The organism is Kitasatospora sp. NPDC029367 (assembly GCF_055569135.1).
Map to the genome: position 1 here is coordinate 20218 of NZ_JBVHYH010000096.1, position 11699 is coordinate 31916.

The 11699-nt window shown below is 74.4% G+C and carries 11 protein-coding genes; all 11 read right to left on the reverse strand.

Annotated features, from left to right (window positions below; all coding sequences use genetic code 11):
- Positions 1-81: 81 nt before the first annotated feature.
- The 11 genes from ACZ4W5_RS34250 to ACZ4W5_RS34300 all read right to left on the reverse strand — a co-directional run bounded on the left by ACZ4W5_RS34250 (position 82) and on the right by ACZ4W5_RS34300 (position 11362).
- On the reverse strand, positions 82-585 hold the full coding sequence (locus ACZ4W5_RS34250) for a flavin reductase family protein (RefSeq protein WP_360237661.1): 504 nt from the start codon (positions 583-585) through the stop codon (positions 82-84).
- Positions 582-1895 (reverse strand): ATP-grasp domain-containing protein, encoded by a 1314-nt coding sequence (locus tag ACZ4W5_RS34255; protein ID WP_465658961.1) that lies wholly within the window; start codon positions 1893-1895, stop codon positions 582-584. Before ACZ4W5_RS34255 ends, ACZ4W5_RS34250 begins: the two co-directional genes overlap by 4 nt.
- On the reverse strand, positions 1892-2764 hold the full coding sequence (locus ACZ4W5_RS34260; RefSeq protein ID WP_465658963.1) for an NAD(P)-dependent oxidoreductase: 873 nt from the start codon (positions 2762-2764) through the stop codon (positions 1892-1894). The genes ACZ4W5_RS34255 and ACZ4W5_RS34260 overlap by 4 nt, the downstream gene beginning before the upstream one ends.
- A gap of 26 nt (positions 2765-2790) precedes the next feature.
- On the reverse strand, positions 2791-4032 hold the full coding sequence (locus ACZ4W5_RS34265; RefSeq protein WP_360237667.1) for an MFS transporter: 1242 nt from the start codon (positions 4030-4032) through the stop codon (positions 2791-2793).
- Positions 4032-5033 (reverse strand): diiron oxygenase, encoded by a 1002-nt coding sequence (locus tag ACZ4W5_RS34270; protein ID WP_465658965.1) that lies wholly within the window; start codon positions 5031-5033, stop codon positions 4032-4034. The genes ACZ4W5_RS34265 and ACZ4W5_RS34270 overlap by 1 nt, the downstream gene beginning before the upstream one ends.
- Complete coding sequence (gene ectB / locus ACZ4W5_RS34275) at positions 5030-6328, reverse strand: diaminobutyrate--2-oxoglutarate transaminase (protein WP_465658967.1); 1299 nt, start codon at positions 6326-6328, stop codon at positions 5030-5032. Before ectB ends, ACZ4W5_RS34270 begins: the two co-directional genes overlap by 4 nt.
- Positions 6325-7290 carry a 3-methyl-2-oxobutanoate hydroxymethyltransferase gene (locus ACZ4W5_RS34280; protein ID WP_465658969.1) on the reverse strand — a complete coding sequence of 322 codons (966 nt, stop codon included), beginning with the start codon at positions 7288-7290 and terminating at the stop codon, positions 6325-6327. Before ACZ4W5_RS34280 ends, ectB begins: the two co-directional genes overlap by 4 nt.
- Positions 7280-8449 (reverse strand): pyridoxal phosphate-dependent aminotransferase, encoded by a 1170-nt coding sequence (locus ACZ4W5_RS34285; RefSeq protein WP_465658971.1) that lies wholly within the window; start codon positions 8447-8449, stop codon positions 7280-7282. Before ACZ4W5_RS34285 ends, ACZ4W5_RS34280 begins: the two co-directional genes overlap by 11 nt.
- Before the next feature lie 41 nt (positions 8450-8490).
- Positions 8491-9846, reverse strand: coding sequence for an LLM class flavin-dependent oxidoreductase (locus ACZ4W5_RS34290; protein WP_360237677.1), 1356 nt, complete (start codon positions 9844-9846; stop codon positions 8491-8493).
- Between the two features lie 50 nt (positions 9847-9896).
- Positions 9897-10121, reverse strand: a complete 225-nt coding sequence (locus ACZ4W5_RS34295; RefSeq protein ID WP_360237679.1) for a hypothetical protein — start codon at positions 10119-10121, stop codon at positions 9897-9899.
- Between the two features lie 257 nt (positions 10122-10378).
- A complete protein-coding gene (locus ACZ4W5_RS34300; RefSeq protein ID WP_465658973.1) occupies positions 10379-11362 on the reverse strand; it encodes a quinone oxidoreductase family protein in 984 nt (327 codons plus the stop codon).
- Positions 11363-11699 lie beyond the last annotated feature (337 nt).

Sequence of the window (11699 nt, forward strand, 5' to 3'; positions counted from 1 at the left end):
TCCTCCAGTCGGATGGTGGGCGGGGGCCGGCTCCCGGCCAGGGGGGTCAGGTCCCGGCGGGGGGTCAGCTCCCGGCGGGGGTCAGCTCCGGGTCAGGGCGGGCCGGGCCAGAGCGGGCTGGGCCACCGGCCGCATCACGCCGTGCAGGTGGACCAGGCTGTCGCCCGGCGCGCCGTGGCGGACCTCCGTGACGGCGGCCGTGACCACGTGGTGGTCGCCCAGGGTGCGGACGTCGTGCCGGGTGCAGACCAGCCAGCTCAGGCAGCCGTCGAGCAGCGGGACCTGGTGCGGCCCGGAGTGCCAGCGGGTGTCCGGGCCGAAGCGGTCGGCGCCCGGGGTGGCGAACAGCCGGGCCAGCTCCTGCTGGTGGGCGCCGAGGATCTGGACGCCGAACCACTCGCTGTCCCGGACCCGCGGCCAGGTGCTGGACGTCTGCGCCAGGGCGAAGGAGACCAGCGCCGGGCTGGCGCTGACCGAGGTGAAGGAGGTGATCGTCACCCCGACCGGCCCGGGCGCGGTGAGCACCGCGATCCCGGCCGCGTGCGGGCGCAGCGCCCCGCGCAGTTCCTTGGCGTCGACGCTCACTCGGCGGCTCCCGGGCCGGCTCCCGGGGCGGGGTCCGGGGCGGCGCCGACCAGCCGGTCCGGGCGGGCCGCGATGGTGGCCAGGGTGCGGGCGGGCGGGCCGGTCTCGGCGGGCGCGGTCCGGATCGCGATCCGGGCGGCGAGGGCGCTCGCCCGCTCGGCCGCGTCCCGGCCGTCCCGGCCGCGGGCCAGCACCAGGCCGCAGCGGTCGTAGGACCAGGCGATCGGCACCACGGTGTCGCCCGGGGCGACGCTCACCGAGGCGTCGACGACCGCCGGGTCGGCGAGCACCGCGTCCAGGCCCTCGACCGAGGCGACCACGCCGGGTTCGGCGGTCAGGAAGCGGATCGAGGCGCCGCAGGACGGCTCCCCGGGCCGGACCGGGTCGGTGCGCCCGGCGTACCAGAGGAAGGCCAGGGCATCAGTGTCGATCCCGTAGACCTCCTTCACCAGGTCGGTGATCCGGTCCCCGCCGCGCCGGCTGTGCGACTCGACCAGCCGGGGCCCCTGCGCGGTGAGGATCACCTCGGTGTGCGCGGGGCCGTCGGCCAGGCCGACGGTGTCGAGCATCGCGAAGACCAGTTCCTCGACCCGGCGGGCGGTGGCGTCCTCCAGCGGGGCGGGCTGGGTGTGGCCGACCTCGACGAAGGAGGCGAGCTTCTCCTTGGCCGTGAAGGCGAGCACCACGTGCCGGCCGGCGTAGCTGAAGGTCTCCACGCTGATCTCGGTGCCCGACAGGAACTGCTCCATCAGGAAGGAGTGCAGTCCGAAGCCGGCCGCCCAGGCGCCCGCCTCGTCCACGGCGGCGAGGTCCTCGACGAAGCGCACCCCGAGGCTGCCGGAGCCGTAGCGCGGCTTGATCACGGTCGGGCCGTGCTCGGCGACGAAGGCGCGGATGTCCTCGGCGGTGTGCCCGATCCGGGCCGCGACGGCGTCCACGCCGCGCTCGGCGAGCAGGGTGCGGAAGGCCAGCTTGTCCTGGAGCACCTGGACGAGGTCCAGCCCGTTGCCGGGCAGGCCGAGCCGGGTGGTCGCGGCGGCGGCCGGTTCCAGGCCGTCCTCGATGATCGAGACCACCCGGACCAGCGGGCGGGACCGGTGCACGGTGGCGAGCAGTTCGGCGACGGCGGCGGGCTCCCGGTAGTCCGTCAGGTAGGCCTCGGCGACGTGCGCCAGGCCGGCCGGGTCCAGCTCCTGCGGCCCGTACACCCAGACGATCTCGAAGCCCGCGGCGCGCACCTTGCGCAGGGTGGCGGGGGTGCCGCCGATCACGGCGATCCGCGGGGCGGGCGTCAGCTCGGGGCCGTTCACGACCGCAGCTCCCGTCCGGCCTCGGACTCCAGCCAGCGGACCAGCTCGACGTTGTCGGCCTGCTCCGGCAGCTTCTCCCGGGCGTCCTCCCAGAGCGCCCGGCAGGCCCGGCCCAGGTCGGAGCGGCCGCCGGCGTCCGCCAGCAGCCGGTCGGCGATCCGCAGGTCCTTGAGCATCAGCCGGAGCGCGAAGCCGGAGTCGAAGGTGCCAGTCAGCACGTGTGCCGGGAACTTGGTCTCGGAGGCGTGGTTACGGCCGGTGGAGGCGTTCACCACCTCCAGCATGACGGCCGGTTCGAGGCCGAACGCCCGCCCGGCGAGCAGGACTTCGGCGGTGGCGGCGAGGCTGACCGAGGACAGCAGGTTGTTCAGCGCCTTCAACGCGTGGCCGGCGCCGGACGGGCCGACCCGGTACACCCGGCCGAGGGCGGTGAGCGCCGGCTCGGCCAGGTCGAGGGCCTCCGGGTCGCCGGCCGCCATCAGGGTCAGCTCGCCGCCGCGGGCCGCCGCCGGGCTGCCGGAGACCGGGGCGTCCACCACGTGCACGCCGTACCGGCCGGCCAGTTCGCGCAGTTCGCGGGTGTCGGCCGGGTCGCTGGAGCCGGTGTCGACCAGCACCGAGCCGGCCGCCATGGCCGGCAGCAGCTGCTCGGCCACGGCCCGGACGGCGGCGCCGTCCGGCAGCATGGTGACCACGACCGGCGCGGCCAGGCCGGCGGGCGCGGCGGCGGCGGTGATGCCGGGCTGCTCGGCCGCCCGCTCGGCGGTGGCGGCGTCCAGGTCGAAGGCCGCCACCTCGAAACCGGCCTCGGCCAGGCGCCGGCACATGCCGCCGCCCATCGTCCCGAGTCCGGCGAATCCGATCCGCATGGTCGGTCTCCCTACGTTCGCATCCATCACGTTGTCGTCAATTCGGTTTCCCGGGCGGTGAGTTCGGCGTGCCCGGCGAGCGCCACCCGCTCCGCCGCGGCGCCGGTCAGCGCGAACACCGCGGCCGCGCCGATCCAGCCGACCGCGCCCGAGCCGAGCAGCAGCCCGGTGACCACCACCGGTCCGAGCACCCGCTGGCCGGCCAGGCCGAGGCCGAACACGGCCAGGTAGCGGCCGCGCGCCTCGGGCGGGGCGAGCTCGATGGACAGGCTCCAGGTGGCCGAGGTGCTGACCACCTCGCCCACCGACAGGGCCACCACGGCCAGCACCAGCATCAGGACGGAGGCCGCGCCGTGCACCGCGCCCGCCGCGGCGAAGCACAGGCTGCAGCCGGCCAGCGCCACCCCGCCCCACAGCAGCATCCGGCTGCTGCGCCGCACCTCGTCGGCGAGCCGGCTCACCGGCAGCTGGGCGACCACCACCAGGACGGTGTTGAGCGCGTACAGCACCGACACCGTGGCGTGCGGGGCGGTGGTGTGGTCCAGCACCCAGACCGGCATCGCCACCAGCAGCAGCACGTCGAAGAAGGACAACAGGAAGTTCAGGCCGGTCAGCGCCAGGTAGTGGCGGTCCGGCAGGGCCCGGGGGCCGCCGCCGACGGGGGTGGCGGCGGCGGCCGGTCGGGTCGGGGCGGGCACCCGCAGCACCAGGAGGGCGCCGCCCAGGAACGCCGCGGTGATCAGCACCATGGTGATCCGGTACGCCTCGACGGTGTCGAGGGTGAGCGTCACCCCGCCGGCCATGGCGCCGAGCCCCAGGCCGATGTTGCGCACCACGTTGACCAGGCCGAGCAGCCGGCTGCGGTCGCGCTGTTCCGGCAGCGCGGCCGCGACCAGGGCCTGGAGCACCGGCGGGCCGGCCCGGTCGAAGGCCACCGAGAACAGGGTGACCAGCAGGTACTGCCAGAGGTCCGTCACGAACGCGAAGGCGAGGAAGCAGAGTCCGCGCCCCGCGTAGACGGTGGCGAGCACCCGCCGGGCGCCGTGCCGGTCGGCGAGCACCCCGGCCAGCAGCGAGCCGGCCAGGGCGGCGGCGCCGGCCACCGCGAGGCCGGTCGCCACCTGGTTGGCGCTCAGCCCGACGTGCCGGGTGAACCAGGCGATCGAGCTGGCGGTGAACAGGCCGATGCCCAGGGACTGGACGAGTGCGGCCAGGGCCAGTCGGCGCCCTTCGGCGGAGAGCTCCCGCAGACCGACCGGCCGCCGCATCACTCGGCCCCGAAGTCGAAGTCGACCAGTTCGGTCAGCTCCATCTCGCGCACGATCCGGCGGATCCCGGAGAAGTCGCGCACCAGCAGGTTGTGGCCCGCGGCCCGCCGGCAGTCCTCGACGATCTCCTCGGCCCGCTCGAACCCGGCGTGCCTGAGGATGCCGGGCCAGACCGCGAAGTCCTGGGCGACGAAGGCGTTCAGGGCCTCGGGCAGGGCGTTCACGAAGGCCCGCTGCTGCTCCTTGTTCAGGTGGGTGTAGAGGCCCTTGGCCACCTCGACCATCACGGAGGAGTGGGCGGACTCGTCACGGGCGTGCAGCCGGGGCACCAGCGCGTGCAGCGGCTGGACGGTCTCGTCGCGGGAGAGCAGCTCCAGGTAGGCGTTGACGCTGATCTCCGAGACGGTCGTCCAGACCAGCTTGAGCAGGTCGCGCTCCCACTTCTCGGAGACCTTGGCCTCGGCCTCCAGCAGCCGCCGGTAGGTGACGGTGTGCGGGTAGGCCGGCTCGGCGGTCACCTCGCGCAGCTCCCGGGTGCGCTGCATGGCGACCATGTGCATGTAGGTGTGCCACACCTCGTCGACGTGGGTCTGCTGCACCGCCCGCTTGGTGTGCACGCCGTCGGCGCCGGGGAAGACGCCGTGCATGATCATCGCGAAGGTCGGGTTGGCGACGTACTCCTCGGCGGCGATGACCCGCTCGTTGTAGACCAGCCAGGCCAGCGTCTGTACCGTCCGCCGCTGCTCCGGGGTGGCGGCCAGCCAGAGCGGGTGCTCGGCGAAGGGCAGCAGCCGCTCGGGGTAGTCGGGCAGCGCGGCGTCGTACGCCGCCGGGTCGGGGTCGGTGATCCGGTCCAGGTCGGTGCGGACGGTGGCGCGGCGCGGCCAGGACGCGGCGAGCCGGCGCAGCACCGTCTCGTCGATGCCGTGGGCGTGGTCCTCGGGCCCGTCCGCGGCGTCCGGGGTGACGGGGGTGTCGAGGTCGGGCAGCAGGTCGGTCAACGGTCCTCCTCCTTGCGGGACACCGCGTCGATGACGTCGGCGAGCAGGGTGACGCCGTGCGTCAGCCGGTCCTCGGCGAGCACGATCGGCGGCATGATCTTGAGCACCTGGCCGCGCGCGCCGGTGGTCTCCACCAGCAGCCCGGCGGCGAACGCGGCCCGCGAGACCCGGTCCGCGAAGGCGGGGTCGGTGAAGCCGAGGCCGCGGATCAGGCCCCGGCCGCGCGGGGTGCAGCCGAGCGCGGCGAAGCGCTTGGCGAGGTCGGCCAGCAGGCCGTCCAGCAGCTCCACCCGGGCGGCCAGGCCCTCGGTGAACGCCGGGTCGGCCCAGCGGTCCAGGACGGCGGCGGCGGTGACGAAGGCCAGGTTGTTGCCGCGGAAGGTGCCGCTGTGCTCGCCGGGGCCGAGCTGGTCCAGCTCCGGCTTGACCAGCACCAGCGCCATCGGCAGCCCGTAGCCGCTGATCGACTTGGACAGGCACACCAGGTCCGGGGTGATGCCGGACTCCTCGAAGCTGAAGAAGGTGCCGGTCCGGCCGCAGCCGGCCTGGATGTCGTCGACGATCAGCAGGATGTCCCGCTCCCGGGCGACCTGCGCCAGCCGGCGCAGCCACTCCGGGGTCGCGGTGGCCAGGCCGCCCTCGCCCTGCACGGTCTCCACCACGAAGGCCGCGGGCTTGTCCATGCCGCTGCCCGGGTCGTCCAGCATCCGGGTCAGGTGGTCGATGGTGTCGACGCCCTCGCCGGCGAAGCCCTCGTACGGCATCCGCACCACGTTGGCCAGCGGGACGCCGGCCGCGTCGCGCTTGAAGGCGGTGGCCGAGGCGGCGAGCGCGCCGAGCGAGAGGCCGTGGAAGCCGCCGGTGAAGGCGACGATGTCGGTGCGGCCGGTGACCCGGCGGGCCGTCTTGAACGCGGACTCGATCGCGTTGGTGCCGGTCGGGCCGGTGAACTGGACCCGGTAGGAGAGGCCGCGCGGGGCCAGCACGACCTCCTGGAAGCGCTCCAGGAAGCGGCGCTTGGCGCCGGTGTGCAGGTCCAGCCCGTGCACCGGGCCGTCCGCGAGCAGGTAGTCCACCAGCGCCTGACGGGCGTCGGCCGGGTTGTGACCGTAGTTCAGCGCGCCGGCGCCGGACAGGAAGTCCAGGTACTCGCGGCCGTCCTCGTCCCACATCCGGTGCCCGCTGGCCCGGGTGAAGACCGCCGGGAAGCGCCGGCAGTAGGTGCGGATCTCGGACTCCAGCTGCTCGAAGACCGCGGTGCCGGAGGAGGGGCCGGCGGGGAGGGTGGTCGTCATCGGGCGCTCCAGGGCTCGGTCGCGGAGATCCGCTCGGTCTCCTCGGGGGTCAGGACGGTGCGCGGCGACAGCGGGAAGCCGCCGTCCAGGGTGAGCCCGATCAGCTCGCGCAGGCGGTCCGCGATCAGGTCCGGGGTGTAGCGGGTCGGGGCCTCGGCGGCCTCGATCACCGCGGTCGGCGGGAAGAACCGGCCGCCGCGGGCCGGGCGGACCACCGCGTCCCAGACGTTGAGGCTCTGCCCGCCCCACTCGGCCCGGCCGCTGAACACCGAGTACAGCGGGATGCCGGCGGCGTCCGGGCGGCTCAGCGCCCGGTTGACGGGCTCGCTGACCATCTCGACGATCAGGCCGGCCGCGCCCGCGTCCCGCACCCGGCGGGCCTGGGCGAACATCCGCTCCGCGCCCTCGACGCTGTCGCCGTGCCGGCTCAGCTCGCCGCGCTGCGGGGTGTAGCCGAGGTGGCCGAGGGTGGTGGTGCCGGTCAGCGCGAGCGCCGCCAGGCAGTCCAGGTCGCCGTCGCCGGCCAGTTCGACCTTCACAGCGTCGGCGCCCGCCGCCCGGAACCGTTCGCCGGCGGCGAGGGCGGCCGCGGGGCTCGCGGTCGCGCCGTCCGGCAGGTCGGCCAGCAGGAAGGGCCGGCGGTCGGCCGGGAAGTGGGCGTCGATCGCCTCGCGCACCTCGGCGACCAGCCCGGTCAGGGTGGCCAGCGCCCACTCGCGCTCGGCGTCGTCGGCCAGCGCGGTGCTCGGGCGGCCCAGGTGGGTCATGAAGTAGGAGTCGCCGACCATCACGCACTCCAGCGGGCAGTCGGCCAGTTCGGGCGCCTCCAGCGCCCGGGCCAGGCCCTCCACCTCGTAGCCCCGGTAGGCGTTGACCTTGAGGCCGACGCGCGACGGCGCGTCGTAGCGGCGCAGGAACGGAGCCAGGCCGGAATGCTCCAGGACCACCGTGTCAGTGCTCATCGATGCCCTCCCGGTAGATCTTGTTGATGCGGTCGATCGCCTCCGCCACCAGCGGCGGCGGCGCGGCGGTGAAGCAGAGCCGGGCCCAGTCGGCGCAGTGGGCGCCGAACACCCGGCCGGGGGCCAGCCCCACGCCCAGTTCGGCGCAGCGGCGGACGAAGCGTTCGCCGTCCCCGTACGCGGCCAGGTCGAGAAAGGTGTACAGCCCGCCGGAGACGGCGGTGTGCGGGACCTCCAGCTTGGAGTCCGCGAGCCACCAGGCCGCGGCGGCCCGGTCGCGGCGGCGGGTGAGCTCCTCGGCCGGGGTGCGCAGCGCCTCGTACGCGGCGAACTGGGCCGCGGTGGAGACCGAGTAGAGCGAGTGCAGCGACCACTTGGTGAGCGGCTCGGCCAGGCCGGGCGGCGAGACCAGGAAGCCCACCCGGGCGCCCGGCATCGCGTAGGTCTTGCTGCAGCTGTACACCGAGAAGGTGCGTTCGGCGGCCCGCCCGACGGTGGCCGGGTCGACGAAGCCGGTCCGGGTGAAGTCGTAGTTCTCGTAGGCGTTGTCGGCGATCAGCCACAGGTCGTGCCGCTCGGCCAGCTCGGTGAGCGCCGCCAGCTGGGCGTCGCTGAGCCGGTAGCCGGTCGGGTTGTTGGGGTTGTTGAAGTAGATCGCCCGGGTGCGGGCGGTCACCGCCCGCTCGATCACCGACAGGAAGTCGAAGTCGGCGTCGGCGCTGAGCTCCAGGAAGACCGGCACCTCGCGCGGCACCCCGCCGGCCGCCCACACCAGTCCGGTGGCGAACAGCCACTGCGGGGACAGCACCAGCACCTCGTCGCCCTGGCCGAGGATCGCGTGCAGCACCACCGAGATGGCGTGGGTGCCGCCGTTGCCGACCAGCACCTGCGCGGGCTCGACCGGGGCGCCGCGGCGGGCCGCCAGGTGCTCGGCGAAGGCCTCGCGCAGCTGTCGGACGCCGCCGGGCGGGGCGTGCTGGTGGGCGGCGGTGGCGAACTCCTCGGCGCTCCACGGCCGGGGGCGGGCGCAGGGCTCGAAGACCGTCCTGCCCTGGTGCAGGCCGATCGGGGCCAGGTCGCCGCTGCGGCTGAGCAGTTCCTCCACCTGGACCAGGGGCGAGGGCGGTATCTCTCTGAGGTCTCGTGCCAGTGACGGCATGCTCGGGTGCTCCTCGGGTTCTCGGATGACGTGCGAGCTGTTCAGGCGTGCTCGGTACGGGCGGCGGCGCCGTGGGCGGGGCGGTCCAGGCCGAGGTTCTCGCGCAGCGTGGTGCCCTCGTACTCGGTGCGGAACAGGCCGCGGCGCTGCAGTTCGGGGACGACGAGGTCGGCGAAGTCGGTCAGGCCGTCCGGCAGCACCGGCGGCATCACGTTGTAGCCGTCGGCGGCGCCGCCGGTGAACCACTCCTCCATCGCGTCCGCGATCTCCTCCGGGGTGCCGATCAGCACCCGGTGGCCGCGGCCGCCGGAGACGGACTGGTAGAGCTGCTTGATGGTCAGCCCCTCGCGCCGCGCCTTGTCGTAGACCAGCCGCTGCCGGCTGGTGCTGCCCTGGGTCTCGGGCAGTTCGGGCAGCGGGCCGTCCACCGGGCTGCCGGAGACGTCGACGTCGCCGAGCAGCTGGGTGAGCAGGCCGAACCCGACCACCGGGTCGACGAGTTCCTGCAGGACGGCGTACTTGTCCTCGGCCTCGGCACGGGTGCGGCCGACCACCGGGAACAGCCCCGGCATGATCTTCACCTGCTCCGGGTCGCGCCCGTGCGCCCGGACCTGCTCGCCCATCGCCCGGTAGAAGGCCTGCCCCTCCTCCAGGGTCTGGCTGGCGGTGAAGATCACCTCGGCCCACCGGGCCGCGAAGTCCTGGCCGTCGGCGGAGGCGCCGGCCTGGATCAGCACCGGGTAGCCCTGCGGCGGGCGGGCCACGTTGAGCGGGCCGGCGACCGAGAAGTGCTCGCCCTTGTGGCCGAGCACGTGCAGCTTCTCGGGCCGGAAGAACTGCCCGCCGTCCTTGTCGTAGACGAAGGCGTCGTCCTCCCAGCTGTCCCACAGCCCGGTGACCACCTCCATGAACTCGCGGGCCCGGTGGTAGCGGGCGCCGTGGTCCGGCTGGGAGTCCCGGTTGAAGTTGCGGGCCTCGGCGTCGGTCACCGAGGTGACGATGTTCCAGGCCGCCCGGCCCGCGCTCAGGTGGTCGATCGAGGCGAACTTGCGGGCCAGGTGGAACGGCTCGTTGTAGGTGGTCGAGGCGGTCGCGGCCAGGCCGATCCGCTCGGTGTGCACCGAGAGCGCGGACAGCAGGGTGATCGGGTCGAACTGCAGGAACCGGCCCCAGCGGCTGAGTTCGTCGGCGTCCTGGTACGGCGTGCGGATGCCGACGCCGTCCGCGACGAAGAACATGTCGAACTTGGCCCGCTCGGCCGTGCGCACCAGGTCCCGGTAGTGGCCGAAGTCCAGGCCGCCGTCGGCCCGCGCCGCCGGGTGCCGCCAGGAGGCGACGTGGTACCCGGGGACGAGCATGAACGCCCCCAGCTTCATCATCCGGCGTGTCCCGCCCATGACCTTTTCCTCCCTGTCCGTTGACGATCGGTCCCGACCCCTCGGGTCGCTCACCGGCCGGGGGCGAGCTCCGGCCCGGTCACGCCCCAGTGGGTGTCGTCGGTGACCGGCACCGGTGCGCCCCAGTGGGTGTCGGCCGAGGAGCGCGCCATGCCCCAGTGGGTGTCGTCGCCCGACTCGCCGCCCGCGCCGGCGGCCGACAGGACCACCCCGACCGCCATCGCGCCGGCCGCCAGGCCGAGCACGGTGCGGATCATGATCCGGGTCTTCGTCATTGCGCTCTCCCCCATGTGCTGTTCGCTGTGCTGGGACCAGTCCAGACCGGTGCGCTTTCCAACCACCTTTCACGGGGCCTCCGCGGCGGCCCGAGCGTCGAAAGGCGATCAGAAGGACTCCAGAAGGGGGTTGCGCTCACGGGTGTGCGGGCGGGGGGCTCAGGACGGGCTTCCGGACGGGTTTCCGCGCGCGGGAACGCCGAAGGGCCGCCCCCGCCGGATGGCGGAGGCGGCCCTCGGGTACGGGCGGCCGGGTGTCAGGCCTTGACGCGCAGGACGAACTTGCCGGTGGAGTCGCGGGCCTCGAGGATCTCGTGCGCCTTGACGGCCTCCTCCAGGGCGAGTTCGGTGGTCTCGATCCGGACGGCGCCGGTGGCGAGCTGGCGGGCGGCCTCCACCAGGTGGCTGTGGACCAGGTCGGGCTGCTGGTCGGCGAGGCCGCCGATGTTGTAGCCGGCCACCGTCTTGGCGGTGTACCACATCTGGTTGGCCTCGTAGGTGTGGTCCTGCTGCGAGGCGTTGCCGAAGACCACGTGGCGGCCGAGCGGGGCCAGCAGGTCCAGGGCCTTGGCGCGCAGCGGGCCGCCGATGGAGTCCAGCAGGATGTCGACGCCGCGGCCGCCGGTCACCTCGGCGAGGCGCTCCTCCAGCTCGTCGTAGGTGAACACCTCGTCGTAGCCGAACTTCTCCTTGGCGAACGCGGCCTTGTCCGCGCTGCTCACCGCGCCGTAGACGGCGCCGGCGCCCAGATTGCGGGCGATCTGCGCGGCGCCGCTGCCCACGCCGCCGGCACCGGCCAGCACCAGGACGCTCTCGCCCTCGCGGACCCGGGCCACGTCGTGCAGGATCGCCCAGGAGACCGGCAGGTTGCAGGGGAAGGCGGCCGCGACCGGGCCGGGGATGGCGTCCAGCTCGCCGTCGAGGGCGACGGTCAGCCGCTCGCGGGCCACCGCGACCTCGGCGTAGCCGCCGCCGGCCAGGGTGAGCGCGGCGACCCGCTGGCCGGGGCGCAGGTTGGTGACGCCCTCGCCGACGGCGCGGACGGTCCCGGTGACCTCCAGGCCGGGGACGTGCGGGGTACCGGGCTGGAACTGGCCGCGGCGGAACATCACCTCGGCGAAGTTGACGCCCGCGTACTCCACGTCGATCGACACCTCGCCCGCACCGGGCTCGGGGATCTCCACGTCGACGAGGGTCAGGACCTCGGGGCCGCCGTAGCTGTCGAAACGAATGGCGCGCATGGGAATGCCTCCTGGCTGCTGTGCTGTCGAACTGCTGCTGCTACTGGTCTGCCGGCGCCGCGGCGAACCGCGTGGACCGCGGCGCACCGCGTGAACTGCCGGGTACTGCGTGAACTGCCCGGTACTGCGGGGTACTTCGGTGGACCGGGCCGGTCCGCTTCGAGCCGCTTCGCGCCCTTGCGGGTCGCGTCGAGCCGCCGAACAGCGGACCGGGTCGGTCGGGGGGGGGGGGGGGGGGGGGGGGGGGGGGGGGGGGGGGGGGGGGGGGGGGGGGGGGGGGGGGGGGGGGGGGGGGGGGGGGGGGCGGGGGGGGGCCGGAGGAACGCGGGAGGGGAAA

Excerpts from the sequence above, each read along its gene's own strand:
- ACZ4W5_RS34290 (WP_360237677.1), bottom strand. The coding sequence starts at position 9,846 with ATGGGCGGGACACGCCGGATGATGAAGCTGGGGGCGTTCATGCTCGTC.
- ACZ4W5_RS34300 (WP_465658973.1), bottom strand. The coding sequence starts at position 11,362 with ATGCGCGCCATTCGTTTCGACAGCTACGGCGGCCCCGAGGTCCTGACC.
- ACZ4W5_RS34285 (WP_465658971.1), bottom strand. The coding sequence starts at position 8,449 with ATGCCGTCACTGGCACGAGACCTCAGAGAGATACCGCCCTCGCCCCTG.
- ACZ4W5_RS34295 (WP_360237679.1), bottom strand. The coding sequence starts at position 10,121 with ATGACGAAGACCCGGATCATGATCCGCACCGTGCTCGGCCTGGCGGCC.
- ACZ4W5_RS34280 (WP_465658969.1), bottom strand. The coding sequence starts at position 7,290 with ATGAGCACTGACACGGTGGTCCTGGAGCATTCCGGCCTGGCTCCGTTC.
- ACZ4W5_RS34260 (WP_465658963.1), bottom strand. The coding sequence starts at position 2,764 with ATGCGGATCGGATTCGCCGGACTCGGGACGATGGGCGGCGGCATGTGC.
- ACZ4W5_RS34265 (WP_360237667.1), bottom strand. The coding sequence starts at position 4,032 with ATGCGGCGGCCGGTCGGTCTGCGGGAGCTCTCCGCCGAAGGGCGCCGA.
- ectB (WP_465658967.1), bottom strand. The coding sequence starts at position 6,328 with ATGACGACCACCCTCCCCGCCGGCCCCTCCTCCGGCACCGCGGTCTTC.